Genomic DNA, 25,412 nt, shown 5'->3' on the forward strand with positions numbered 1-25,412 from the left:
TCCAGCAATTCACCCGATCGTAATCGCTAACCGTTACCAGTTAGGACGACTGTGACTGTTACCGCTTATGCAGCAGCTAAGTCATAATCAACGTCACGGATACGTGATTCTGCAGCAGTTAAGTTCTCTGCAGAAGTTCCTAGGTTATTGATAGTGTGATCTAAACGGTTTTGGTATGCACCAAGTTTAGCACGTTCTGCTGATACAGTATCAATTGCATTTTGAATGGTTGTAATTGCGTTGTCAGCTGCAGATTGTGTAGAGATATTAGTTCCGCCTACTTTTACAGTGTCCCCATCAGCCAAAGCATCTGAAACTTTAAACAGTTCAGTTGTACCGTCCATTGCAACAAAAGTTCCTGCTGTTGCTGAATCAGTTGCAACTACATTACCGTTAGCGTCTAAAAGTGCACTGTTAGAAGAATCATAGGTATAAGTCCCTGCTGCTAGTCCATTATTAGTTGCTAGAGTTGTTGCAGTAGCTTCAGAACCAGAAACAGTCACTGAACCTGAAGTAACTTTATCAGAGAAAGTTATTAAATCAGTACTAGTTGTGTCTTCAATTGCTGTAAATGTTAAACCATCAGTTCCTTTTGCTACATCTTTACCTGCACCATCGACCAAGAAATAAGTCTCAGTACCACTTACATCACGTGTTTCTACAGTATATGAACCATCTGAAAATGAACCATTTGTATTTGTAACTGTTGTAGCAGTTTCCGTAACGGATACATTTGCGCCAGTAACACCTAATGAAGTGGATCTCATATCAGAAATATCTATTGAAAGGTTTTGTCCTTCATTTGCACCAATGTGGAATGTTCCTGAGAACGAACCGTCCAAAAGATTCTGAGTGTTGAATTCTGTGTTGTTCCCAATACGTGATAGCTCTTGTGCTAGTTGATCTACTTCTTTCTGCAACTCAGCACGATCTGAATCAGTATTTGTATCGTTGGCACTTTGTACAGCCAATTCACGCATACGCTGTAAAATTGCATGTGATTCATTTAATGCACCTTCAGCAGTTTGAATTAAAGAAATCAAATTTGTTATCGCAATGGTTGTTTATCCGTTGCTTCTCTATGTTTCCATAAAGTTCAGATCATATCTTCATCCCTGGTTAGGATGCCCCGCGCTCGTGGGTGGGTTATCGGTATGGATCCTCACCACCTGATCGTTACACCTTCCTAATTACTTTTAACCAATTCATTAGGCTTGGCTCGGTATTGCCCACCATCCACACTGCTAAGTTTGGTTTGGGGTTCCACCGAATTCACGGAGTTTTCATCTAAGCATTACTACTTAGAGCGGCATTTCTAGTCTACCGTCTTGAGCGTTCTTACTAGCCATCTCTAATCCGCGGATTTGTCCACGCATTTTTTCAGAAATTGCTAGACCTGCTGCATCGTCAGCTGCACTGTTGATACGAAGTCCTGAAGACAACTTTTCTAATGAATTTGAAGCTGCACCTTGGTTTTTTGTTAACTGGTTGTACGTGTTAAGTGCTGCAATATTGTGATTAATTCTCATTTTTCCTTACCTCCATGTAAGTGTTTTTTTTGCGAGTCACATCCTTATGGCTCGCATCTATAACAACTCTTAATTTGAGTTATTATCAAATTCTGTGTACAGCTCTCCTCTGAGAACCTTGTAATTCTGTGGAGCTTTTACTCGTAATCGCATATAATCCTCTAGACTATTTCGATCGCTTTTGACAATCTCAATTTCAATCTTTTCGCCATTTGGATCAATGATATAGAGTTTTTCTCCGGGCTTTCTCCCTAACGTTAAGGCCAAGCTTATCATCCTCCCTGATGATGTATTACTTATATCGGCACCGTTTTGGAAAGTTTAACTATTTTCGATAAAAATTTTTTCAAAAAAAATAAACATACCCATCTATCATTCTAAGATAGACGTTGAATATACAAAGAATTACCTTTAAAATTACCTTACAAAGAAGTGATTATCATGGGGAAAAAACGCAAAAAACATAAAACTAGTTCAAAACAGCACGGTCTTACTCGAAAAGAACGATTAATTGCGGCAAATGATTGGCTATCAACCTATCTTGTAAAAGGATACAGTAAACAATTTGGTGTTGGTAAACCAAAAGCGGTGAAGGAGTTAGAAACGTTGGGGTACAAGATTAGTAAAGAATACAAGAAAAAGTTAAAGGAACAACAGTATCGTAAAAAAGAAAAGAATGAACAACAAAAGCTTGAGAAAGAATTAGAAACTGAAGGGTACATAGATGAAGATAGTAATGATATATATGCATTCATTGCTGGCTATACTAATAGTGGTGTCCCGTTTGGCATCACATGGGAACAGTGGAATGAGATTGAGGAAAAAGAGGATGAAGATAATAATATTGAAAACAAAGATAAGACCAATAAACAGATAATTGATGAAGAACTTCCATTTTAATCGAAAGGGTGATTTGTTTGAAAAAGTCAAAATCAGAACGAAAAAGAGATCGTGAAATATTGGACATGTACCATAAGCACGTAACAGAAAAGGAGCTTAAACCGCTGTACGCGTCTTTTAAGCAATGGGAGTCTGGTGAGTTGCCTTATTATGAACTTACGGAATTAATTCATGAATTTCACAAGAAAAACCAACAAATTTTTTCTATGTTTAATAGCTTGGATCGAGAACTATTAATTTTTCAAGCAAAGAGAGAATTGGATTTGATTAATGAAAATGACCTTGAAAGAGTAGATTACCAGAGATGGCTGGGGCACTTTTAAATGGTTTACATATAACGTAAATGCCGATGAAATCCCATTTTCCGCCGTTGTTTGGTGAATTTCGCCGTAGGTTAGATTGCATTCGCCGATGATTCACCAGATTTAGCCGATGGTCGTGTGAATTTCGCCGATGGAATGCCTACAGAGACCAGTTAGTAAATCAATTTATTTTAACAAAACCCCTGCCAACTGAATCAACAAATCAAATCCATCTACAATCCATTCTGCCACTCGGCTTCTCTTTGATTTATTTTTTTCCAATTCCGAATAATCTTTTTCTGACTTACCCATTTAAACCACTCCTTTAAAAATAATACGTATGAACACAAAAATAGTTTCAAGACTTTTCCTACCAATTACCCCCATCAATAGACACACTTCTACAATGTTTCCCAAGTTTTTTATGCCAAAAGTGGTATAGACATCTATATAACTATGAATCATTATGTTAAATGAAAGCCCTTACATTAAATCTAGTAAAGGAGGAAATCTATGCGTGGTAGAATGTTTTCGATTTCACTTTCAGCAATACTTGTGTCGGCTATGCTTATTCCAAGTACAATGCCTGCACATGCTGAAAAATCACCAACGATGGAAAAGCAGCAAAAGAAGAATGTACAAGAAAGGGTTCATCCAGTTTTTTCTTGGGGAACACCTGGACCAACGTCTCCTGTACTTCATCCTGGTTCAGCACGAGGTGCGGGGATAAGACAAGCGCCGCTCGACAAAATTGATCCACTCATGAACGGATTGATCGAGGAAGGTGCGATGCCAGGGGCAGTAACATTTGTTGCGAGACGTGGACATATTGTGCAGCACGAAGCTTATGGTCATGCACTTTTGTACAAAAATCCCAGTGGTGAACTGGTAGATCAGCCAATTGAAATGCAGAAGGACACGATTTTTGACCTTGCTTCACTCAGCAAAATTTTTACGACAACTGCTGCAATGAAATTATATGAGGAAGGTTACTTTGAATTAGATGATCCAGTCGCAACATACATTCCAGAATTTGCGCAGAATGGCAAAGAGGATGTAACAATTAAACAGCTTATGACACATACATCAGGCTTTAAGGCTTGGGTTCCACTTTATACAATTGGTGAGACTCGAGAAGATCGTTTGGACTATGTATTTCAATATCCATTAGACAATCCTCCAGGAACAACATACACGTACAGTGATTTGAACATGATTACACTAGGCGCACTAATTGAGCGACTATCTGGTAAACGCTTAGATCAATACGTACAAGACACACTTCTAGAACCACTCAATATGACGGACACCATGTATAACCCACCTAAATCATTAAAAGATCGAATCGCAGCAACTGAATATCAACCATGGACAAACCGTGGTCTCGTCTGGGGTGAAGTACACGACGAAAATGCCTGGTCACTTGGTGGAGTTGCAGGTCATGCTGGTGTATTCTCAACGGCAAGTGATCTCGCAAAGTTAGCGCACATGTTTGTCAATGATGGTAGATATGCCGGAAAACAAATTTTACAACCCGAGACCATCCAATTGCTTGTTGAGAATCAAATTCCACAATTCCCTGGTGATGAGCACGGATTAGGGTGGGAGCTCGCGCAAGGCTGGTATATGGACGCCTTATCAGAGGCTTCTACAATTGGTCATACGGGTTACACCGGTACATCGATTGCCGTTAATTTGAACAACGACACGATTGCTATTTTGCTTACGAATACTGTTCATCCAACTCGTGAAGGTGTTTCGACAAACCCTGCTAGACGACAGTTTGCTCGGCAAGTTGCTGATGCTATTCCAGTTGCCATACCAAAGGGGCAAGACGCATGGTTTTCCGGATATGGGGACAAACTAAATAGTTCACTTACAGCAACGGTATCGGTTGAATCAAATACTACATTATCCTTTGATTCATGGTATAGAATCGAACAAGGCTATGACCAAGGATTAGTCGAGGTTTCAGAGGACGGTGTAAATTGGTCACTTGCAAGTGAAGCACTTACTGGAAGCAGTGTAGAATTTGTATCCAAAGAAGTTCAAATTCCAGAAGGTACCAATTACATTCGCTTCCGTTACCAAACCGATTCATCGACAAATGGACGAGGCTGGTATGTAACGAACGTAAAGCTCGAGGATGCTAGTGGAAAAGTTACACCTGTACATTTTGACAAAAAAGATCAATGGACGGAACGAAACTATTAAATGGAGGGATGACTATGAAACTTATCAAACGATTGACCCTGCTTTTGATTATCGTCGTTACTATGCTCGGTAGTCAGCTTAGCGGTTCCATGAGCGCTGTATTTGCTGCCGAAACAAATCAGGTAAAGGATCTCATTATTTTTCAAAACGTTCCTGAAGCAAAGGTAAATGTGGAGAATAACCAAGTTACACTTCAAGCACTCCATGTTTATGAAGACGGACATTTTACCAAGACCTCCCAAGACCTTACATGGAACGCCACGAACAAAAATGTAGCAACCGTTAGTGATGATGGAACCGTGACGTTCACAGGGCAAAATGGCCGCTCCTTCATTACTGTTTCGAACGGTGAACTTCAAGATCGGATCGCTGTTGACCATAAACCTGACAAATCTTCTGATAAGGGTAAACCTACATTCAGTGGGAAGGTTGTTAAACAGCAAGGCGACAAATATAACATAATCGAAAATGCAATTGAAGGGATGACGATGGAAGAAAAAGTTGGGCAAATGCTAATGCCTGATTTCCGTAAATGGGAAGGTGAAAACGTTACGGAAATGCTTCCAGAGATTGAACAGTTAGTAAAAGAATATCATCTTGGCGGCGTGATTCTTTTCAGGGAAAATGTTGTAACGACAGAACAAACAGCCAAATTAGTCGCAGCCTACCAAGAAGCGACGGAAAAATATGGCTTACTGATGACAATTGACCAAGAAGGTGGAATCGTAACACGTCTACAATCGGGAACAGACATGCCAGGTAATATGGCGCTTGGAGCTACTCGTTCAGCCGAACTTGCTGGCGACGTTGGACAAGCAATTGGTGAAGAGCTTCAAGCTTTAGGTATTAACATGAACTTAGCACCGGTTTTGGATGTAAATAACAATCCGGATAACCCAGTAATCGGCGTTCGTTCATTTGGCGAATCACCAGAATTGGTTGCCAAGCTCGGAATTGCCTATACAAAAGGCTTACAAAGTGCAGGAGTTGCGGCAACTGCCAAGCACTTTCCTGGTCATGGCGATACTGCGGTAGATTCCCATATTGGACTTCCGGAAGTTCCGTACGATCTGGAGCGCTTAAAACAGGTAGAATTGTATCCGTTCCAACAAGCAATGGACGCTGGAATTGATGCAATCATGACTGCACATGTAACGTTTCCAAAGATTGATAATACAAAAGTTGTTTCCAAAAAAGACGGAACACTTATCTCATTACCAGCTACACTTTCCCATAAGGTGTTGACTGGCTTAATGCGTGACGATATGGGGTTTGAAGGTGTCATTATTACCGATGCCATGAACATGGGAGCAATTCAGGACCATTTCGGCTCCGTTGATGCTGCAATTCGTGCAGTAAAAGCTGGGACAGACATCGTATTAATGCCTGTTGGCTTGGAAGAAGTTGCACATGGTCTATATGATGCGGTTGAATCTGGAGAAATTTCAATGGAACGAATTGAAGCTTCTGTTGAACGAATTTTAACGTTGAAAGTAAATCGCGGCATTATAAAGGAAGAAAATCCTACTCCAATTAATGAGGTAGTGGCAAACGCGAAAGAAGTTGTTGGATCTGAAGCACACAAACAAATTGAAGAGGAAGCGGCAGAAAAATCGATCACACTTGTGAAAAATGATAACGCGTTGCCATTAAATTTAGATGAAGATCAACGTGTAGTCGTAGTCGGAAATTCATTTGTTAGCTCGTTGCATGAAGCGATTTTAGCACATCATGCAAATACAGAAGTTATCCGTTCGAGCGGTGTATTAAATGAGGAGCAACTTAACAAAATTGAAAACGCAGATACCGTAATCGTCGGGACGTACACATACAACGTGAGTGGAAGATCCCCTGACAGTGCACAAATGCAAATGGTCAATCAAATCATTGAAAATACAACTAGTCCGGTAATCGGTGTGGGAATCCGAAATCCATACGACATCATGGCATATCCAATAATCGATTCGTATATTGCGCAATACGGTTTTAGGGACGCAAGTTTTGAAGCAACTGCAGCAACCATCTTTGGAGAAAATGACCCGACTGGCTTATTACCAGTTACAATCCCAGGCTTAAGCGGAGATGTTTTATACGAATATGGCCATGGATTGAGTTATTAGATAGTACCAGGCTACGGCTCCAAGTAGCCGTAGCTTACCAAAAATGGAGAGGGGAAACGTATCTTGAAAAAATTTATAATGGTAGCGATCATAGCTATTTTAGCACTGAGCACGATGTCTGGGGTAGCGGCTCATGATAATGGAAAACACAAAGGGCAGTTTAAAAAGTTTAAGCTAGGTGTGGAAGTTTTACTCGATGAGCAAAAAGATTTACTCGAAGGTAAACGCGTTGGCTTAATTACCAATCCAACTGGTGTGGACCAAGACATGAATAGTATTGTTGATCTTTTACACAATGATCCAGATATTAATTTAACAGCACTATATGGTCCAGAACATGGTGTGCGTGGCAGTGCGCAGGCTGGGGATTATGTAGAATACTACATTGATCCAAACACAGGCTTACCAGTTTACAGTTTATATGGAGAAACGCGTAAACCAACACCTGAAATGCTAGAAAATGTCGATGTACTTTTATTTGATATACAGGATGTTGGTACTCGGTTTTACACCTACATTTACACAATGGCTTTAGCGATGGAAGCGGCTGAGGAAAATGATATACCATTTATCGTCCTAGATCGCCCGAATCCATTGGGTGGTGTGAAAGTGGAAGGTCCAGTTTTGGAGCCTGAATACGCTTCTTTTATTGGAAAGTATCCAATTCCACTGCGACATGGGATGACTGTAGGAGAGCTAGCAAAATTATTTAATAATGAATTTGGAATCGGGGCTGATTTAACTGTAGTTGAAATGGCTAGTTGGGAGCGCTGGATGTATTACGAGGATCTACCACTAGAATTTGTAATGCCGTCACCAAATATGCCAACACTTAATACTGCATTGGTATATCCTGGAGCAGCGTTAATTGAAGGGACAAATGTTTCAGAAGGTCGCGGTACGACAAGACCATTTGAATTAATAGGTGCACCGTTTATCAATAGTACGGAACTAGCTGCGACATTAAATGAATTGGAATTACCAGGTGTAACATTCCGTGCAGCGTCCTTTACCCCATTATATTCGAAACATCGTGGCACACTAAGTCATGGTATTCAAATACACGTTACTGATCGAGATGCATTTGAACCGGTCGTAACTGGACTCCACATTGTAAAGTCCATCCATGACTTGTACCCAGAAGATTTCGCGTTCCGCGCAGAAAATAATGCAGGTATTTCATTCTTTGATAACCTTATCGGAAATGGCTGGGTACGTGAAGCAATCGAGAATGGTGACTCAGTAGCATCCATGAAAGAAAGATGGCAGGCAGATTTAGAAGAATTTAAAGAAGTACGCGAACAGTATTTACTCTATTAAAATGAAAAAATACGAGGCTACTTAATAATAGTGCCTCGTATTTTTCTATGCGGACTCACGTACCGCTATTTTACCTTTTTTAGGCATTTTGAACAGGTTATCGGACACCAGGTACCTTATTTCATGTAAATCCAAGGAAAATTGTCCTTTTCTCATCAAATAGAGGATCCTGTGTCCTATAAGTTCAAGAAATCAAGTGAATTTGCCCAAATAAGGTATCCTGAGTCCGCAAAAAACACCACTAGAGTGTTAGAAAAACCAAAGGACCCCGCACAGTAGCGAGGTCCTTCTCAGTGGAACTTAGTTCTACCCTTTCAACGCGCCTTCCATCATTCCTTTAATAATCCAGCGTTGGAAAATCGCGTAAACGATAATAACTGGGATAATTGCAATCGATAATCCTGCAAACAGTGCGCCCCAAGCATTTGTATATTGCGCTTCTCTGTTCATCAGGTCCATTGCAAGTCCGAGCGTGTAGGTACCTTCCGTTTGAAGGAAAATTAATGCCATAAAGTATTCATTCCAAAACGTTACTGCGTTCATAATGGAAACGGTAATAATTCCTGTTGTCAAAAGTGGTGTGACAACCTTCAATAAAATCCCGTACTGTGACATCCCATCGATGGCAGCCGCTTCCTCTAACTCTTTCGGAATGCTACTCATAAAACTAGTTAAAATAAAAATACTAAACGGGATTTGTGTTACTGCATAAACAAGCGACAACGCCCATAAGTTATCTAGCATTTGTAACTCTAGCAAAAGGAAAAACAATGGGATCCAGCCTAATACCATCGGAATCATCATTGCCGATAAAAATGTATTAAACATCACCTTGCTATAACGAAAGCGAATTCGTTCAATTGCGTACGACGTAGGAATCGCAAACACCAAACATAAAGTGGTACCTAAAACGGTAACGAAAATACTATTAACAAAACTAGAACCAATATTGTAATCTGTCCAAGCAGTTACAAAATTTCCAAAATCGAATGAATCGGGTAAGCTCCATGGTGAAGCAAAAATTTCACCGTTTGATTTAAATGCCCCAAGAAACATCCAAATAATTGGATATAGCACAACCAAAGACCACAATATTAGCGGTATTCGTACGACCGATTTCAATAAAAAACTACTTATCTTTGCCATGCTATCCCCCCTAATATTCAACCTTATCTCTTTTCAATAAAAACTGTAAAACTAGCACAGTAATTAAAGACAAGATTAAGATCATGACACCAATTGTTGCACCATAGCCAAAGTTAAATTCATTAAATGCTTCCTGATACAGATAAGAACCCATTACTTGCGTGGCGTTGTTCGGGCCACCTCGTGTCATAATTTGAACAATGATAAATGAACCGTTTAATGTTGTGATAACGATGTACAAAATGGACGTCTTAATTTGCGGCCAAACGAGTGGAACGGTTATTTTCCAAAATTGCTGCCAGCTGTTCGCACCGTCAATATCAGCAGATTCGTACATGCTTTTTGGAACATTTGCGATACCACCCATCAGTAGCAACATGAACAGTCCAATACCTGCCCAAACAGACGGTAATACAAGTGCTGACAGCGCCCAGTCCATATCTCCAAGCCAAGGCCGTGTCCAACTTTCTAATCCAATTGCTCGTAATCCAGAGTTAATTAATCCTAAATCTGGATTAAAAATAAATGTCCATAAAATCCCGATAACAACTACTGACATGATATTTGGGAAAAAGAAAATAATTCGATAAAATGGTGATTCCTTAACTCGAAGCTGGGTTAATGCAACTGCAAAATATGTAGCAAGAATCATAATTCCAATCACTTTGGTTATAACCAAAAAATAATCATGCCAAATTGCTTTAGGTATGATTGGGTCATTCAATAATGTTTTATAGTTTTCCAAACCGATGAATTCTTTTTCACCGCCTGCTCCTGACCATTCAAAAAATGATAAATACAAACCATTTAGCAACGGATAAACCGTAAATACCCCAAAAACGACCAGTGTAGGGAGCAAACAGAACAAGAGAAACGTAATTTTTTTACTTTTGGACTGAACCATTTGAGTCCCTCATTTCAAAAATAAAAGATTTAAAAAACTGAATGCCGAAGTTTTTTCTAGAATATAATGTCTATTAACTCTTCATAGCGGACTGAGGATGCCTTATCTTCCTTTTTTGACGTGTTTTTATGATTTAACGGACACAGGATGCCTTATTCAGGTAAGAAAGCATGAGATTTACTCGTTTTCACCCAAATAAGGAACCCTCAGTCCGATAGCTGCATCATTTGCCCGTATTTTTCACAAATAAGGGATTGTGAGTCCGCTAACTGCAATTCCGCCTGCACGTCGGCAAATGCTTCAGCGTTTGACTACTCACAGCGAAAATCAACGTTGCTGTTATAAAGTACAACCCCAATATTTAAAGCGTTTCTATCAGGTTTCCCATACTATGATAGAAAAGGATGTAACGGCAGGAACCTGCCATTACATCCCTGGTTTAATTACTGATTACTTCGATATTCTGCTGCTGCAGCTTCTGCTTTTTCAGTAAACTCTTCCGCACTTATTTCACCTAGCATCAGTGCAACTAATGCATCGCTGATTGGTGTTTCTAAATCAGCACTCATTGGATGCGGCTTATGGTGAATCGATACTTTTTCCGGATTATTGATCATTTGGTTAGCATCTTTTAAATATCCAGGTACATTTTCATTGCTAGCAATGTCTACACCCTTCATATTCATCAATGCACCAGTTAACTCAGCAAACTTAGATGCGTATTCTTTTTGGAAAGCAAATTCAACGAATGCTTTTGCTGCTTCTGGATTATTTGCTTCCTTAGCAATTGCTAGCGGTCGTAAGTCTGGAACAACCACCATTGGTTCACCTTTTTCGTTCATTGGTGAAGGGATGAATCCAAATTCGAAGTCTTCTGGTACATCTTTCGCCATTTCATTTGGCAACCAGAATCCTACTGGAATGTAAGCATTTTTACCAAGGATAAAATTCATTTGTGACTGTGTATGGCTAAGTGCTGCAAATCCAGGATCAATGTAGCCTGCTTTTTGCATTTCCTCAACCTTCTTCATCACACCTAAAACTTCGTCACTTGTCCAAGCTCCTTCTTCTCCATCAATAACAGCAGCTAATAATTCATCGCCACCGACTGACGCGAATGCTGGATATAACACGCCTCGCAAGAAGTAGTATGGATACTGACCAGTCGTTGTAAATGGTGCCATACCTTGTTCTTCCTTAATGGTTCCCATTGATTCCATCCAACTTGCGAAATCAGTTGGTACTTCATATCCGTTTTCTTCAAACATCGCTTTGTCATACCAAGTTCCCCATGTATCGAAAACAAGTGGTAGACTATAAATCTTTCCATCATAGTCACTTGGTGGAACAATGAAACTATCCATTAGCGGTGTTCCATCTTCTAGTTCCACTGATTTAATCCATTCGGTTAAATCCATCAACTGTCCATCTTCAACCATTTGCGTTTCACTTGAACCTGCCCCATCAATGTAAACCACATCTGGTGGATTTCCAGAAATCCAGCGCGTTTTCATTTCTTCGTTAATATTTGGCCCTGCATGTTCCACTACTTCTACATCAGGATATTTTTCCTTAAAGCCTTTAATTACTTCCTTCCACCAGGCATCTCCGTATCCACCAACAAAATACTGGATTTCAAGCTTACCATTGATTTTCCCATCATTGCTCTTTGCATTGGAGTCACTGTCCCCTTCATCATTGTTACAGCCAACTACAAAGGCAAGCATGAGAAATGCCATAAATACAAACAAAGGTCCCTTAACTAACTTCTTCAAAACTGTTCTCCCCCTTTGATTTTATAAAATTTATAGGAAACGCATTAATAGTTTCCTAGACTATCAATGCTGCTTCTAACTTAAGGTTGCTTATGAACAAAATCAATTGCATCTCGAACATAGCCATTACTTTCTTTAATTGCTTGTTTCGCTGCTTCGTATGAAACCTTACCTTGTAGCATGACAATTGCTGGTTTCACTTCATGATTCGTCTGATTCAAGACTTTTTCTGCTTCCGCGTATGATACATCTGTGATTTCCATTAACGTGTGCTTGGCACGTTCCAATAATTTGTAATTACTTGCATGAACGTCGACCATTAAATTTTCATACACCTTACCAAGCTTCACCATTGTCGTTGTACTAATCATATTGAGAATCATTTTGTGGGCTGTAGCGGCCTTCATCCTAGTTGACCCTGTCAAAACCTCTGGTCCAACAATGACCTCAATAGCACACTCCGCATAATCACTTATAATCGAATGTTCATTACACGATAATCCGATGGTATAGGCACCAGCACCTTTCGCATATTTCAGTGCACCGATTGGATAAGGAGTTCGTCCACTCGCTGTTATTCCAATAACGACGTCTTTATTTGAGACGTTTCGTTCTTTTAAAGCTTCTGCCCCTTGAAGTTCATCGTCTTCAGAACCTTCAGCTGCGTTAATAAATGCACTAGATCCACCTGCCATAATTGCCTGAACCATCGTTGGTGGTGTCATAAAAGTTGGCGGACATTCAGAAGCATCAATGACACCAAGTCTCCCGCTTGTCCCTGCCCCTACATAAAACAGCCTCCCACCCTTCGATAATGCTTGGCAAATTTGCTCTATTGCTACTTCAACCTGTGGCAAAACGTTTTCGACGGCATGCGCAACTTTCCGATCCTCTTGATTAATCGTTTTTAAAATATCCATTGTGGACATTTGATCGAGTGTCCGACTCTTTTCATTTCGTTGTTCTGTAGTTAAAGCAGATAATTTCATTGGCATTTTTATCTCCTTTGATTAATTAAGCGCTTTCAAAAATTAAAATAATCTTAATTTTATGAAGTTGGCTTTATTATAATCATATTGAATTATTTTGTCAATGAAACATTAAAATATTAGTAATAAAATTTCAGTATATACAAAATTACATTTCACTAAAGTATATTCCACAAAATGAATAGCATGTTACTTTTTCTTCGTTTCCCGTAAAAAAGCAATCGCATCTCTCGTTTCATCCAAGTGACTAACTGTTTTATCGTATTCATCCGAAGCTAAACACATAAATAAAATATCAATTACATGGAGTTGCGCAATACGAGAAGATGTTGCCCCACTTCTGAACGTAGCTTCCCTGGCAGCAGATGTATTTAATTGAATGTCAGAAAAATTGGTTAGCGGTGTATTACCGTATTTCGTTATGCTGATTGTTCGTGTATTTTTTTTCTTAGCAAGTTCTAGTAACTTGACCACTTCGGAAGTTTTTCCTGAAAAAGAAATGCCTACGACAACATCCGCTGGTCCTTTATTTGCAATAAAAGTTGCAGCCATATGTACGTCTGAAAAAGCTAATGCATGCTTTCCAATCCGTTGAAATTTTTGTTCCGCATCTTTTGCAGCAATATGCGATGCGCCAAAACCAATAAATGAAATGGAACTCGCACTAGATAGGGCATTGACTGCTTGTTTCAAATCTTCCATATTCATGATGTCAACCGTCTCTTTTAAGGTTTGGACCGTATTTGAGGTAACCTTTTCAATAATTGCTTTATACGGTTCCTTCGGTTGAATGTCACGGTAGCCCGGGGTTGCTTCGTCCTGTAAATCACCAGCCACGCGAATTTTCAATTCCTGAAATCCTTTAAAACCTAACGACTTACACAACCGTATTACTGCCGCACTACTCGTTTTACTTTGTTCACCGAGTGCCACTGCAGTTAAATGAATCGATTCCTCAGGATGATTTAAAATATATTGTGCAATTTTCTGCTCAGATGGCGGCAGGTTATTTTTCATTTCATTTAAAATCACTAATCCACCTTTACTATGGGACACGACTACTCACCTAGCTTTCAAATTTTCTATACTATTATTATCGACTTCTTTTCCCATGGATAAATACGCCCCAACGAGTGATCCCTTTGCAGGCGAAACTTCTGGTAAAACAAGTGTGATCATCTCCTGGTCAATCGCCTTCTCAATTAAGGGAGGCAATATATGTTTATCATGAAATACGCCACCGCAAAGGACTAGTTCTACAGATTCGTTCGGTTGAAAGAGTTTGCGATGTAACGTTATGATGCTAGTCTGGATGTCGTCGACTACACCTGCAATTATTTTCTGTGCGACAGGATCCTGTTTTTTATAGGCTTGTAGCACAATTTTACTTAGCGGGGCTATTTTTTCTTTCGGTTGATCAGCTGCATATATAGTACGAATGAGTTCATGTCCTGTCGATACATTGAAGTGATCATAGAGCATTTCCAATATGATCGTTTGCCGACCACGTCCATCGAAAGCTTTCAAAGCCTCTGTTACTCCTTGCCTACCAATAGCATAGCCGCTTCCTTCATCTCCAAATAAAAAACCCCAGCCACCAACACGATCGTGCATACGCTCATTGTTCACACCATATGTAATGGAACCTGTTCCAGATATTTGAACAATTCCAGTTTTCCCAAAGGTTCCCGAATAAAGTGCATTTACCGGATCTGGATATACGTCTACGGTAACAGTTTGGGGTAGTAGCCCTACAAGGATTTGTTTTATTACATTTTGATTCGTTTCCTCACCAGCTCCTGACATCCCGGCAAAAAGGTTGGTCACCTTTGAAAAGGCAGTAATCGCTTGGTTGTTTACATCACGTAACAGTGCCTCTAACGTAGTGCGAATCACATTGGGTTTTACAACATTCGGATTTGTTGGACCACCGATTGCACTGGCAGCAACATTACCCTCTTCATCCGCTAATAGACATTCCGTTTTCGTACCCCCACCATCGATTCCGATAACATATCTCATTTCCAATCAGTCCTTGGTCTATTTTTAATACATTCTATACCACTATTTCGAATCAAACAAATAATTTTTAAAATTAAATTTTAGAGAAACTCAGCATTCGCCTCGACCATAATAGTGAATGCTTATAGGGTCTATCCTATTTTATACTTTATGACGTTATAACAGGAAGCGGCTACTTCCTACCTCCAACTTTTGACATAGTTTTACAAGGTTTCCCAAGTTTTTTGTGACTTAAGTGGTATAGACTTCTATATTGCTTCACCGTTATAGTGGGAGTAAGCAATAAATTACCCGGTGAATGGGTTCCCTCCCCGAATATCATTCACCAGTATCGGGAACATCTTAACCTTGACCTCCCCTTATGAGCTGTCAAGGTCTTTTTTTGTGTTTGAATTGTGGGGTCGTCTGTCTAGGGGTGGAATTTATCAGTGGGTTTGGTAATTTATCAGGAAGTTTCGCACTTTTATCAGGAACTTTTGCGTTTTATCGAGTAAGTTTGACAATATATCAGTGAATTTCAGTATTTTATCGGGATTTTGTACTTTCTGCCTTTGTGACTACCTCTATATTGACAGTATTTAATCAATAATTCCTTCGTGATGTGCTGAGAGGCGATTTCCAACCAAGCGCGCGCTTGTTCATTCGATATTTCATTGCCAAACAACAAACCAAAATCTTGTAGGGCTGGAATATGCGCATATTTATCTTTATGATTACATGCACCGCAATGCCACGTTCCATAAACCCGCCTCATCGGAAAGACAATGCACTTTGTACATTGCACACCACCAGTTAACTCGTTCTTGTCAAGACTGAACTTTTCCAATATATTAACCTTCGATGGGGAATGCGCCTTGTTTAATGCAGTGGAAATAATCTCGGGCAGATCTTTTTGACGATAGGACGATTTTATTTGCTTATCAAGTTCTTCAATTTGAAATAACAATCGGTTTCCATGGATAACTTCTTTTGGAATGGGTTCGTCTGGATAAAGAGGTTTTAATATCGTACGCGGCGAACTAAACACTACAAAATAATGTATTGGAATCTGGGGAAAATCATTTTGATTTAACCAATTTTGTAAACGAAAACGCTGTGTTTTCACTTGTGGAATTGGATTTGGCAAACCTTCTTCTACTCCATTATCACCTACACGGATTACTTGCTTTTCGCCGTCAAAGTATATTGACCCGTACCAGTTTTTGCTTTCAATGATTAGGATGTAACATTCGCATATAAGGATTGTATCCATTTCAAAATATCCATTTGAATCGTTTATTCGAAGATTGTGGAGGATCCTGTATTCTTCAGGGGGTAAAAAGTTGAGGTAGTATCGAAGTGAATTCTCGCCCTTAATTCCGCTTAATTCCTTTTTAAGTGTTTCTTGAATAGATTCCTTTATTTTATGGGGCTGACTTAACCTTTTGTTCAATGCTTCAAGCTGCGCTATGTAAGCTAATTTATCACGCTGATTATCTATTATTTAGCACTTCCTTTCATTTTTTTCTACTATACAAAAAATAATAATAAAGCGCAATAACTTATAATACCACCATGAGTAAATTGTCGAACCAAAGCAGGAATTCATACTTTGTCCATCGAAAAAATATAAATGATTAAAAAGGAGGAGAAAAAAATGTTAAAATCATTAACAGCGTTTTGTGATCGTATGGTTCAACGCTATCTACCAGATGCTTTTTTATTTGCAATCATTTTGACAATTGTTGTGTTTCTACTAGGCATCGGGTTAACAGATAGTAGTCCTATCCAGATGGTCGAATATTGGGGCGCGGGATTTTGGGACTTGCTTGCCTTTGCCATGCAAATGTCGCTCATTGTTGTAACCGGTTACATACTGGCGAGCACACCTATTGTAAAAAATGTATTAACTAAGATAAGTAAACTAGCAAAAACTCCAGGACAAGCGATTATGCTTGTAACGTTTGTTGCTGCCATTGCTTGTTTGATCAACTACGGATTTGGGTTAGTTGTCGGTGCTTTACTTGCAATTCATGTAGCAAAACGTGTGCCTAGTGTTGATTATCGTTTATTAATGGCAAGTGCGTATAGTGGATTTTTACTGTGGCATGGCGGTCTTTCTGGCTCAATTCCGCTCCTGATTGCAACGGACGGGCATTTCCTTGAAGACACGATGGGGATCATACCAGTAACCGAAACATTATTTAGTAGTTTTAATCTATTTATCGTATTCGCATTGCTCGTATCACTACCCATTCTCAATAGATTCTTAATGAACTCAAGAGATCCATTACAAAACACGGATGCTTCATTATGGGAAACCGATTCATTAGAAGAAAAAGAGGGCGAGCAGACGGAAGCATCCAATACGCCAGCAGATCGTTTGGAAAATAGCCAAATTATCTCACTCATTATTGGGGCATTTGGACTTGCCTATATCATTTATCACTTTGCTACAAATGGATTTGACTTAAATATTAATATCGTAAACTTTATTTTCCTTTTCTTAGGAATCATTTTTCATCGGACACCGAGGAGATTTTTGAACAGTGTATCGAATGCGGTTAAAAACGTTGGCGGTATCATCATTCAGTTTCCGTTCTATGCAGGGATTATGGGTATGATGGTAACATCCGGTTTATCCGAGCAGATGTCATTATGGTTCGTCAACGTATCGAATGACTTTACACTACCATTTTTCACCTTCATTAGTGCAGGAATCGTGAATTTCTTCGTGCCATCTGGTGGCGGTCAATGGGCTATCCAAGGTCCAATTATGATTCCAGCAGCACTCGAGCTAAGTGCTAGTACGGCCAAAACCGCTATGGCAGTCGCATGGGGTGATGCATGGACAAACATGATTCAACCTTTCTGGGCACTGCCGTTACTTGCTATTGCAGGTTTAAAAGTACGAGATATTATGGGATTCTGTGTCGTCATCTTACTTTGGAGCTTTATTCCAATATCCATTGGTCTATTATTCTTTTAAGGAATCGTTGCTCCTTATTTTTTCTTAGTTAATGTAAACTGCGAACTAGTGAAAATTCATACTAAGGGTAATAGCGATGTTGATTTCCGCTGCGGGCAAGTCTATTGAAGGAACATTTTCTAGCATACTGGAAAAATTGCATGCAGGGAGTCAGCTAGCGGACACACGATCCCTTATTTGGGTAAAATAAGGATAAATGCGGTGGTTATCGGACTCAGTATTCCTTATTTGGGAAAAAACAGTTGAAAATCATGTTTTTTAGCTGAATAAGGGATCGTGTGTCCGTTAACCCTCAAAATAAAGGCAAAAAAGGTGAATAAGGAATCCTCAGTCCGTTACCAAGCAGTCGCTAGCCCCCTACTCAGTTCGCAGTTTACGTATTTTGAGTCAAAAACACCAATCACTTAGAAAATAGCCTTTTAGAAAAATAGATTCCTCCACTAAAATTGCGAGGAATCTATTTTTTCGTTATCTGCGCAATAACAATACCAACAATAATACAAGCAGATCCTGAAACGATACCAATTGACAACGCTTCATCAAGTATTAACCAGCTTAAAAACAGACCAAATACAGGTACGAGTAAAGTAGATAAAGTTGCTGTTACAGTGTCGATCATACTAAGAATGATAAACCATACGGTAAAACATAATGCCGAAGCTAGTACTCCCGTAAATAAAATATAATAAATACTAACTGGAGTTAGATTAATCGGTTCTCCCCATTCGGTAAAAAATGAAAATATAATGATGGCAAGCGTACCGAATAACATTTGATAGGCATTAACTTGTAATTTTGGCATATCAGGAAATTTTATTCGATAATAAACATTTGATGCTGCCCATGATATGGCCGCAATGACTATTAACATTTCCCCTAATATAGCTTTAGGATTTTGACCAACCCATAGATCCCAGCCTAGAATTAGTAGTAATCCTACCATACCTAAACTAAGTCCGAGTAATTTAACCTTCGTGATTTTTTCTTTCAAAAACTGTACAGCTAACATACTACTCCATATTGGCATTGAGTAGAGCAAAACAGATGACTTTCCTGCCCCTACAAATGAAAGACCGTACATGACCAATAGAAAGACAATGGCGGTTTGTAAAATACCTAATATAATCAGATGCACCCATTTTTCTTTCGGGGGAGCTTTCATCTTCATTAGGAATACAACGAGCAAAAGCACTACTGTCCCCGTGCCAAACCTAAATGCCGAGAACGTGAACGGCCCCATGTAGTCAAGTGATGCTTTCATGAGAACCCACGCATATCCCCATATGATGGTGATCAACAGAATCAACAGCCATACAATCCATTTCTTTTTGTCTGCTAACGAAAAGAAAGGAGTACCTGGACTCCTTTTTGACATTTATAACACCTCAAATTCTTCATATCCAACACGAAATTTCTCAAGCGAATTCCAGTCGATATCATATCCAATACCGGGCTGATCCGGAATTCGTATTTTCCCATCGTTCACTTCCACTTCAGGCTTAATAATGTCTTTATTCCAGTAACGCTCAGATCCTGCTATATCTCCTGGAAGGCTGAAATTAGCTAATGTGGCTATTGCCATGTTGTGTGCACGCCCGACACCTGATTCGAGCATTCCACCACACCATACTGGAATCTCCTTTTCTTCACAAAAATCATGAATCCTTTTCGCTTCTGTTAATCCGCCAACGCGGCCAATTTTCACATTTATTATTTGGCAACTACCTAGTTCAATTGCATACCTGGCATCATCAAATGAGGTAATACTTTCGTCCAAGCAAATGGGTGTTTTTATTTCGCGCTGAAGTTTAGCATGATCAATAATATCATCATGTGCAAGCGGCTGCTCAATCATCATTAAATGAAGCTCATCAAGCTTTTTTAAATGACCGATATCCTGTAATGTATAAGCAGAATTCGCATCTGCCATGAAAGGAGTATCTGGAAATTGGCGGCGTACTTCTTTTAAAACATCCACATCCCAGCCGGGTTTAATCTTCAATTTTATTCGTTTGAAGCCTTGTTTTACATGCTGATGAATGTCATTAAGTAAGTCATCAATTGTAGGTTGTATGCCCAAACTGACACCAACATTGATTTCCGTTGCTGTTCCACCCAAGGCTTGCGATAGAGTGATACCTTGCTGTTTTGCATACAAATCCCAAATCGCTCCCTCAATCGCAGCTTTCGCCATTTTGTTTCGTTTGATTGGCTTAAATATGGTGGAAATCTCATCGGGATGATTGATTGATGATTTTCGCAATAATGGAATCAGAAAATCTTTTATTACATGCTCGTTTGCAGCAGTGGTTTCTTCGGTATACCATGGACTGGGAAATGCAACTGATTCGCCAAAACCACTGTTTCCAGCGTCATCCTTCGCTTCTATAATAAAAAATTCTTTATCTTGTAATGTACCAAAACTCGTTCGAAAGGGGAATCTTAGCCGCATTTTTAATTTATGTAACGAAATTTTATTAACGCCCATTACCATGTAATCCCCCCTATCTTACTCAGATTCAATCTTTTCCTGAAGCTTCTTATTTAAATCATCGACTAATTTCTGGCATCGTTCAAAATCCTTCGCATCAGGTTCTAAATCTACCTTAATCCAGTCTGGCATGACATCTGCACCTAATTCTTCAAACCGCTTTCCAATAAGGTCAATCGCTCCACCGAATGTGGCATAAAATGTGTCACCAGAACCAAAGATTCCAACCAATTTTCCAGTTATATCAACGTCCTCTAGTTCCTCGTAAAAGTCCTCAACTTCGTACGGCATTGCCCCATCATCCCATGAATACGTTCCGACCAGAACCGCATCATACGCGTTTAATTCTTCAACATCTATCGCATCCATATCAAAGGTCTTTATCGTAACTTCATGATTATAGGCTTGTAGCATTTCCGCAATCGCTACTGCAATCTCTTCTGTATTCCCTGTAATACTCGCATACATCATTAAAATTTTGCTCATCACTTACTACCTCCGTGTCACTAGCACAAATACCTATATATAGTGTAATGGAAACCAATATTTATATTCAATGATTAAGCTATCCGTAGTTTCGTTGTATGACATTATTGTGACAATCAGACAGACCAAGAAGTTTTTTCCTATCAGTTACGGGTATACAAACTATGGAAACTATTTAATGGAGGCATTAGGAATGAAAATTTTAAACAACGTCCGACTATATCGACCATTTGAAAACGCTGGAACTGATGAGGTATTTCACATCGTCCTTGAAGGAGAAAAAATTGCTTCAATTCATAAAGGACTTACTTCTGAAACAGGATCGCATGTAATTAATTGTGATCAACGCGTTGCTACGGCAAGTTTTAACGATTCGCACATGCACCTGCTTCGTTTTGGATTAATGAAAAAAGAACTTGATTTCCGCAGCGTAACTACCTTCAGTGAAATAAAATCACTCCTATCAAACCGATACAACGAAGAAAAAATGATGGAACATGAGTGGGTTGTCGGCAGAGGATTAATCGATAGCCAGCTTACGGATATCGATCATCCATTAACTGCTGATGACCTCGAGGAATTGGAATACGACAAACCTGCTTTTTTTCTTCATGATGATGGACATGAATGCGTGGTGAATCATGAAGCATTGAAAATTTTAAAGCGAGAACCTGCCCTACTTAAAAATCATGAACAATTTATTGAGATGAATGAGAACGGGGACTGGACTGGACGCTTTAAGGATACTGCTGTTCACTTTATTAAGTTTAATTTTCGCCAAAAAAATGAGGAAGAAATTTATGAAGCGGTTCAAGATGCAGTTCCACATTTACTAGAGCAAGGCATAACTTCCGTTCATACCGATGATTTAAACTTCGTCGGAAATTTTGATCGACTATGGAAAACCTATCTCGATTTGGAAAAGGATGGGCATTTGAAGATTGATGTAAGATTACACCACTATATTTTTAACATCGATGATCTAAATTATTTCCTTCGCGCAACAGACAAACGAACCGGTAACGGTAGTGAACGAGTAAAAATTGGTGCAATTAAAATTTTCTTAGATGGCACACAACGGTTGCATACATCTGCATTACGCCAAGCCTATCACGATAAACCAGATACAAGTGGAACGTTAATTTATTCTCAAGATGAGCTTGACACTATTGTCCAGACCGCTCACGAGAATGGTATGCAAGTAGCTATGCATGCAATTGGAGACAGAACAGTGGAACAAGCGTTAAATGCACTTGAAAAAGTGGACACTACCGCGCTTAGGCATCGTATCATCCATGCACAAGTTTTAGCACCAGACTTATTAGAACGACTTCAAGAGGTAAAACCGTATATTGAGACGCAACCCGGTTTTATTATGAATGAATACGATCAAACGGTTAATTGGGTTGGCGAAGAACAAGAAAGATTCTGTAACCCGTGGAACACAGTCGACCAAATGGCGATTCCTTTTACGTTAAGCTCAGACACGCCAATTGGTCCCCTCTCTCCGATAACAGGAATTTTCGCTGCAGTAAATCGTACAGACACCGACCATAACCCTAGTGGAGGGTGGATACCAAATGAGAAATTATCCATCGACCGAAGCTTTCAAGGGTATTCCCAAAGCGCAGCAGAATTGGAGTTTCGTGAATCAGAGAAAGGTAGAATCCAAGTAGGTCAACAAGCAGATATAATTTTGTTATCTGAACATCCGAAGGAAATTCAACCAAGTGAATTAAATTCCCTAAACGTAATCGAAACATGGAGTAAAGGTGAAAGAGTTTTTCAGAGATGATAAAGTGAAATTTCATTCAGTGGGGGTATTACTGCCCGTCAAACTGCGGTAAAATAGAGCAAAGAAGACCTATGCTGAGAGGGGTAGACAAGAATGACTAAAGTGCGAATGAATGTGCAAACAGCTTATCACGGAGAAATCCTTCGGGCTGGCAAAGAGTATGATGTTGAAGAAGAAGTTGCCAAACGCTGGTTAGCAAGCAAAATAGCAATAAAAGTGGAAAATGAAACGGAGCGTCACGACAAGTGATGCTCTATTTTTTTACACTGCTAGGAACCTAAGTTTTATCCCGCCTTAACGAGCAGTAAAAATCCTCCTTCAAAATTACAAAGAATACGAAAGATAATAGGGTGAACAACTTCCCGTAAAGGTCCGATTCTGTTCAACTACCATTCAGTGGGGAAGGAAAAGAAACCCACATATGGATATCAGTATAAGGGTAACTAAAGCCTAGCGATAAACCAAGTTTTCTAACATTGTCCATGCACACTATAGGCATACGTTTACATAGGTTATGAAGAAACGGAAAAATTGAAAAGGAGTTGTGTAAATGTATTCTAATCAACATCCCCATTCGGAATACGATCAAACGGGCGCTGATGAAATGGAAAGAAATACTGGTCATACACATGGACATATTGGTGCAACAACGTGTGTGGATGGTCACACGCATACACATCCAGCAGTAACAACCACACCAATCGAAACCCCAGAGGGACATGTCCATATTTTCTTCGGCAATACGTCCTTTGATGACGAACACATTCATTATTATGAAGCCTATACGAGTACGCCAATTCCATTACCTGGTGGCTACCATACTCATTATGTCGAGGTTGAAACCACTCAGAATGACGGACACACACATATGATAAAAGGCTACGTTAAAGCAACAAAAGCATAATCTATAGAAAAAACAAGGGATTCTTTTCTCGAATCTCTTGTTTTTTATGTTAGCAAATATAGACAAGTTAACTTATAATAGTTTCAAAGGGAGGTGTTAAAATGAGTGAAAAACGATTAGAACGCATGGAGAACATGTTGTCACAATTAATAAATACAATTGGTAAAATGAGTGAAGAGCAAACAGAGATTAAAGACACTATTACAGATATCAAGTTAGAGCAAACAGAGATGAAAGACACTATTACAGATATCAAATTAGAACAAGCTAAGATGAATGAGGAAAGTGACAAACAGCACAAAGAAATCATGGAAAGATTTAGTTCATTGGCAGCTGACCAGGATTACATCTGGAAAAAGGCTGTAACCAATGAACGCGAATTTGCTAAATTCAAAAATCAATACGGTATTTAAAAAACTTCGAAACATGCTTCACGAGGATGATTTTCCCAAAACTAAAAACATCCCCTCTATGTTAATTCATCAACATTCGGGGATGTTTAATTATTGACTCATTTCCAATTTCTTGAATATGTCTCCGCACTACAAACAACAAATAATTCTGCGTCATTTGGAATGGGCTCATCTAATCGCTGATTAATCGCCATGTCGTTACGATCAGCAAGTAATGTTGCACCTTTGTCTAACAATGAAATAAATGCATCACGGTATGTACGCCACGCTGGGTCAATTTTAATTTTATAAATGTTTTCGCCCTCCGTGTCACTCGTAAGCTTTGTGTAAATGGTACTTGAACCATGGTAACGAGAAGCTTTTGCCATGATACGTGAAAAAGTTTCGTCTGAAATGACAAACTCATCAACTTTTGAGTGCACAAAATTATCGATATGTTTTTCCTTCTGAATTTCAACGATGGTATATATATCTACTCCAAGCTCGAGTGATAATTTTTCGATTGATGAAGCAATTAACAAACTTTTCCCATCTGATAAGGAAGAATCTTGTATTCTATCATCGGAAAAAATGAGGACAGACGATGCTTTAGCAACGTTCGCATCAACTAACGACTCTTGGTTATCAGGCTGACCTTGTATAAAGGTGACTAATTCATGTTTAAAAGGAGTTTGAGGTAAATCCGCTATGATCACCACATCTCTTTTTTCATCATCGTTTAATAGCTCTTTTAACGTACTTTTCGCTTTTTCGCTCCAACCAAGTAATACATAATGACCACTTTTTGTAAACGGCAATTTACCTTCCTCCTTCAATATACGATATAGCGAGAACATCTCTACTATTTTCCCAATCACAACACCCATCAGACCAATACCTACTACAAATAGAATCATAGCGAAAAACTTTCCTGCAGTTGTCGTTGGTGAAACATCGCCATACCCGACAGTCGTAACCGTCGTCATCACCCACCACAATCCTTCGTATGCAGTAGGAAACGTCTCAGGTTCTAAAAAATGGATAAAAAAAGAACTGAATACCAACACAAAAATAACTAAAATGAATAATCTTATATTATTTGCTTGGTTTAGCTTTGGATAAACTCTCGTCAGAAACCAGATCATAAGCATACTT

24 protein-coding genes and 1 pseudogene are annotated in these 25,412 nt (G+C 39.2%); 10 read left to right on the top strand and 15 right to left on the bottom strand.

Annotated features, from left to right (window positions below; translation table 11 throughout):
- Positions 1–65: 65 nt before the first annotated feature.
- The 3 genes and pseudogenes from ACY9Z2_RS13645 to ACY9Z2_RS13655 all read right to left on the bottom strand — a co-directional run bounded on the left by ACY9Z2_RS13645 (position 66) and on the right by ACY9Z2_RS13655 (position 1,796).
- A complete protein-coding gene (locus ACY9Z2_RS13645; protein ID WP_463610204.1) occupies positions 66–1,043 on the bottom strand; it encodes a flagellin N-terminal helical domain-containing protein in 978 nt (325 codons plus the stop codon).
- A gap of 279 nt (positions 1,044–1,322) precedes the next feature.
- Positions 1,323–1,529, bottom strand: a pseudogene (locus ACY9Z2_RS13650) (flagellin N-terminal helical domain-containing protein); the annotation flags it as partial.
- 69 nt (positions 1,530–1,598) lie between these two features.
- The gene (locus tag ACY9Z2_RS13655) at positions 1,599–1,796 is read right to left on the bottom strand and encodes a carbon storage regulator (protein WP_463610205.1); all 198 of its coding nucleotides are present in this window, start codon (positions 1,794–1,796) and stop codon (positions 1,599–1,601) included.
- A 174-nt stretch (positions 1,797–1,970) separates the two neighbouring features.
- Here ACY9Z2_RS13655 and ACY9Z2_RS13660 point away from each other — a divergent pair, with 174 nt between their 5' ends.
- Both ACY9Z2_RS13660 and ACY9Z2_RS13665 read left to right on the top strand, forming a co-directional pair.
- Positions 1,971–2,429 (top strand): hypothetical protein, encoded by a 459-nt coding sequence (locus tag ACY9Z2_RS13660; RefSeq protein ID WP_463610206.1) that lies wholly within the window; start codon positions 1,971–1,973, stop codon positions 2,427–2,429.
- 17 nt (positions 2,430–2,446) lie between these two features.
- Positions 2,447–2,752 carry a hypothetical protein gene (locus tag ACY9Z2_RS13665; protein WP_463610207.1) on the top strand — a complete coding sequence of 102 codons (306 nt, stop codon included), beginning with the start codon at positions 2,447–2,449 and terminating at the stop codon, positions 2,750–2,752.
- A 165-nt stretch (positions 2,753–2,917) separates the two neighbouring features.
- Here ACY9Z2_RS13665 and ACY9Z2_RS13670 read toward each other — a convergent pair whose 3' ends face one another.
- A complete protein-coding gene (locus ACY9Z2_RS13670) occupies positions 2,918–3,043 on the bottom strand; it encodes a hypothetical protein (protein WP_463610208.1) in 126 nt (41 codons plus the stop codon).
- A 201-nt stretch (positions 3,044–3,244) separates the two neighbouring features.
- On the opposite strand from ACY9Z2_RS13670, the gene ACY9Z2_RS13675 reads away from it, so the two are divergent.
- The 3 genes from ACY9Z2_RS13675 (at position 3,245) to ACY9Z2_RS13685 (ending at position 8,385) form a co-directional block, all read left to right on the top strand.
- The gene (locus ACY9Z2_RS13675; protein ID WP_463610209.1) at positions 3,245–4,945 is read left to right on the top strand and encodes a serine hydrolase domain-containing protein; all 1,701 of its coding nucleotides are present in this window, start codon (positions 3,245–3,247) and stop codon (positions 4,943–4,945) included.
- A gap of 14 nt (positions 4,946–4,959) precedes the next feature.
- Positions 4,960–7,065 (top strand): glycoside hydrolase family 3 protein, encoded by a 2,106-nt coding sequence (locus ACY9Z2_RS13680; RefSeq protein ID WP_463610210.1) that lies wholly within the window; start codon positions 4,960–4,962, stop codon positions 7,063–7,065.
- Between the two features lie 63 nt (positions 7,066–7,128).
- A complete protein-coding gene (locus ACY9Z2_RS13685) occupies positions 7,129–8,385 on the top strand; it encodes an exo-beta-N-acetylmuramidase NamZ family protein (RefSeq protein ID WP_463610211.1) in 1,257 nt (418 codons plus the stop codon).
- A gap of 306 nt (positions 8,386–8,691) precedes the next feature.
- Here ACY9Z2_RS13685 and ACY9Z2_RS13690 read toward each other — a convergent pair whose 3' ends face one another.
- The 7 genes from ACY9Z2_RS13690 to ACY9Z2_RS13720 form a co-directional block, all read right to left on the bottom strand.
- Positions 8,692–9,531: a carbohydrate ABC transporter permease gene (locus ACY9Z2_RS13690; RefSeq protein ID WP_463610212.1), complete on the bottom strand. Its 840-nt coding sequence runs from the start codon at positions 9,529–9,531 to the stop codon at positions 8,692–8,694.
- Positions 9,532–9,541: 10 nt separating this feature from the next.
- Positions 9,542–10,435: a carbohydrate ABC transporter permease gene (locus ACY9Z2_RS13695; RefSeq protein WP_463610213.1), complete on the bottom strand. Its 894-nt coding sequence runs from the start codon at positions 10,433–10,435 to the stop codon at positions 9,542–9,544.
- A gap of 443 nt (positions 10,436–10,878) precedes the next feature.
- Complete coding sequence (locus tag ACY9Z2_RS13700; protein ID WP_463610214.1) at positions 10,879–12,210, bottom strand: ABC transporter substrate-binding protein; 1,332 nt, start codon at positions 12,208–12,210, stop codon at positions 10,879–10,881.
- A gap of 80 nt (positions 12,211–12,290) precedes the next feature.
- Complete coding sequence (gene murQ / locus ACY9Z2_RS13705) at positions 12,291–13,199, bottom strand: N-acetylmuramic acid 6-phosphate etherase (RefSeq protein ID WP_463610283.1); 909 nt, start codon at positions 13,197–13,199, stop codon at positions 12,291–12,293.
- 189 nt (positions 13,200–13,388) lie between these two features.
- The gene (locus ACY9Z2_RS13710; protein ID WP_463610215.1) at positions 13,389–14,255 is read right to left on the bottom strand and encodes a MurR/RpiR family transcriptional regulator; all 867 of its coding nucleotides are present in this window, start codon (positions 14,253–14,255) and stop codon (positions 13,389–13,391) included.
- Between the two features lie 6 nt (positions 14,256–14,261).
- Positions 14,262–15,221 (bottom strand): N-acetylglucosamine kinase, encoded by a 960-nt coding sequence (locus ACY9Z2_RS13715; protein WP_463610216.1) that lies wholly within the window; start codon positions 15,219–15,221, stop codon positions 14,262–14,264.
- Positions 15,222–15,738: 517 nt separating this feature from the next.
- Positions 15,739–16,653 carry a nuclease-related domain-containing protein gene (locus tag ACY9Z2_RS13720; RefSeq protein ID WP_463610217.1) on the bottom strand — a complete coding sequence of 305 codons (915 nt, stop codon included), beginning with the start codon at positions 16,651–16,653 and terminating at the stop codon, positions 15,739–15,741.
- Between the two features lie 204 nt (positions 16,654–16,857).
- On the opposite strand from ACY9Z2_RS13720, the gene ACY9Z2_RS13725 reads away from it, so the two are divergent.
- Positions 16,858–18,189: a short-chain fatty acid transporter gene (locus ACY9Z2_RS13725; RefSeq protein ID WP_463610218.1), complete on the top strand. Its 1,332-nt coding sequence runs from the start codon at positions 16,858–16,860 to the stop codon at positions 18,187–18,189.
- A 457-nt stretch (positions 18,190–18,646) separates the two neighbouring features.
- Here the strand turns inward: ACY9Z2_RS13725 and ACY9Z2_RS13730 are convergent, their stop codons facing one another.
- Genes ACY9Z2_RS13730 through ACY9Z2_RS13740 form a run of 3 tightly spaced genes read right to left on the bottom strand, consistent with a single transcriptional unit; the run spans position 18,647 to position 21,166 of the window.
- The gene (locus tag ACY9Z2_RS13730; RefSeq protein WP_463610219.1) at positions 18,647–19,564 is read right to left on the bottom strand and encodes a DMT family transporter; all 918 of its coding nucleotides are present in this window, start codon (positions 19,562–19,564) and stop codon (positions 18,647–18,649) included.
- Positions 19,565–20,677, bottom strand: a complete 1,113-nt coding sequence (menC, locus tag ACY9Z2_RS13735) for an o-succinylbenzoate synthase (RefSeq protein WP_463610284.1) — start codon at positions 20,675–20,677, stop codon at positions 19,565–19,567.
- Positions 20,678–20,698: 21 nt separating this feature from the next.
- Positions 20,699–21,166, bottom strand: a complete 468-nt coding sequence (locus tag ACY9Z2_RS13740) for a flavodoxin (protein ID WP_463610220.1) — start codon at positions 21,164–21,166, stop codon at positions 20,699–20,701.
- Positions 21,167–21,359: 193 nt separating this feature from the next.
- Here ACY9Z2_RS13740 and ACY9Z2_RS13745 point away from each other — a divergent pair, with 193 nt between their 5' ends.
- The 4 genes from ACY9Z2_RS13745 (at position 21,360) to ACY9Z2_RS13760 (ending at position 24,278) form a co-directional block, all read left to right on the top strand.
- Positions 21,360–22,961: an amidohydrolase gene (locus tag ACY9Z2_RS13745; protein WP_463610221.1), complete on the top strand. Its 1,602-nt coding sequence runs from the start codon at positions 21,360–21,362 to the stop codon at positions 22,959–22,961.
- A gap of 93 nt (positions 22,962–23,054) precedes the next feature.
- Positions 23,055–23,210, top strand: a complete 156-nt coding sequence (locus ACY9Z2_RS13750) for a hypothetical protein (RefSeq protein ID WP_463610222.1) — start codon at positions 23,055–23,057, stop codon at positions 23,208–23,210.
- A 301-nt stretch (positions 23,211–23,511) separates the two neighbouring features.
- A complete protein-coding gene (locus ACY9Z2_RS13755; protein ID WP_463610223.1) occupies positions 23,512–23,865 on the top strand; it encodes a YmaF family protein in 354 nt (117 codons plus the stop codon).
- A gap of 101 nt (positions 23,866–23,966) precedes the next feature.
- Positions 23,967–24,278 carry a hypothetical protein gene (locus tag ACY9Z2_RS13760; protein ID WP_463610224.1) on the top strand — a complete coding sequence of 104 codons (312 nt, stop codon included), beginning with the start codon at positions 23,967–23,969 and terminating at the stop codon, positions 24,276–24,278.
- A 98-nt stretch (positions 24,279–24,376) separates the two neighbouring features.
- On the opposite strand, the gene ACY9Z2_RS13765 is transcribed toward ACY9Z2_RS13760, so the two are convergent.
- Positions 24,377–25,402: a potassium channel family protein gene (locus ACY9Z2_RS13765; RefSeq protein WP_463610225.1), complete on the bottom strand. Its 1,026-nt coding sequence runs from the start codon at positions 25,400–25,402 to the stop codon at positions 24,377–24,379.
- Positions 25,403–25,412 lie beyond the last annotated feature (10 nt).

The organism is Virgibacillus sp. GM2-2, assembly GCF_055329585.1.

What these genes read in the sequence shown, in the direction of transcription:
- ACY9Z2_RS13690 (WP_463610212.1), bottom strand. Translation starts at nt 9,531, where the DNA reads ATGGCAAAGATAAGTAGTTTTTTATTGAAATCGGTCGTACGAATACCG.
- murQ (WP_463610283.1), bottom strand. Translation starts at nt 13,199, where the DNA reads ATGAAATTATCTGCTTTAACTACAGAACAACGAAATGAAAAGAGTCGG.
- ACY9Z2_RS13695 (WP_463610213.1), bottom strand. Translation starts at nt 10,435, where the DNA reads ATGGTTCAGTCCAAAAGTAAAAAAATTACGTTTCTCTTGTTCTGTTTG.
- ACY9Z2_RS13670 (WP_463610208.1), bottom strand. Translation starts at nt 3,043, where the DNA reads ATGGGTAAGTCAGAAAAAGATTATTCGGAATTGGAAAAAAATAAATCA.
- ACY9Z2_RS13745 (WP_463610221.1), top strand. Translation starts at nt 21,360, where the DNA reads ATGAAAATTTTAAACAACGTCCGACTATATCGACCATTTGAAAACGCT.
- ACY9Z2_RS13765 (WP_463610225.1), bottom strand. Translation starts at nt 25,402, where the DNA reads ATGATCTGGTTTCTGACGAGAGTTTATCCAAAGCTAAACCAAGCAAAT.
- ACY9Z2_RS13740 (WP_463610220.1), bottom strand. Translation starts at nt 21,166, where the DNA reads ATGAGCAAAATTTTAATGATGTATGCGAGTATTACAGGGAATACAGAA.
- ACY9Z2_RS13680 (WP_463610210.1), top strand. Translation starts at nt 4,960, where the DNA reads ATGAAACTTATCAAACGATTGACCCTGCTTTTGATTATCGTCGTTACT.
- ACY9Z2_RS13730 (WP_463610219.1), bottom strand. Translation starts at nt 19,564, where the DNA reads ATGTCAAAAAGGAGTCCAGGTACTCCTTTCTTTTCGTTAGCAGACAAA.
- ACY9Z2_RS13755 (WP_463610223.1), top strand. Translation starts at nt 23,512, where the DNA reads ATGTATTCTAATCAACATCCCCATTCGGAATACGATCAAACGGGCGCT.
- ACY9Z2_RS13760 (WP_463610224.1), top strand. Translation starts at nt 23,967, where the DNA reads ATGAGTGAAAAACGATTAGAACGCATGGAGAACATGTTGTCACAATTA.
- ACY9Z2_RS13715 (WP_463610216.1), bottom strand. Translation starts at nt 15,221, where the DNA reads ATGAGATATGTTATCGGAATCGATGGTGGGGGTACGAAAACGGAATGT.
- ACY9Z2_RS13725 (WP_463610218.1), top strand. Translation starts at nt 16,858, where the DNA reads ATGTTAAAATCATTAACAGCGTTTTGTGATCGTATGGTTCAACGCTAT.
- ACY9Z2_RS13750 (WP_463610222.1), top strand. Translation starts at nt 23,055, where the DNA reads ATGACTAAAGTGCGAATGAATGTGCAAACAGCTTATCACGGAGAAATC.
- ACY9Z2_RS13660 (WP_463610206.1), top strand. Translation starts at nt 1,971, where the DNA reads ATGGGGAAAAAACGCAAAAAACATAAAACTAGTTCAAAACAGCACGGT.
- menC (WP_463610284.1), bottom strand. Translation starts at nt 20,677, where the DNA reads ATGGGCGTTAATAAAATTTCGTTACATAAATTAAAAATGCGGCTAAGA.
- ACY9Z2_RS13675 (WP_463610209.1), top strand. Translation starts at nt 3,245, where the DNA reads ATGCGTGGTAGAATGTTTTCGATTTCACTTTCAGCAATACTTGTGTCG.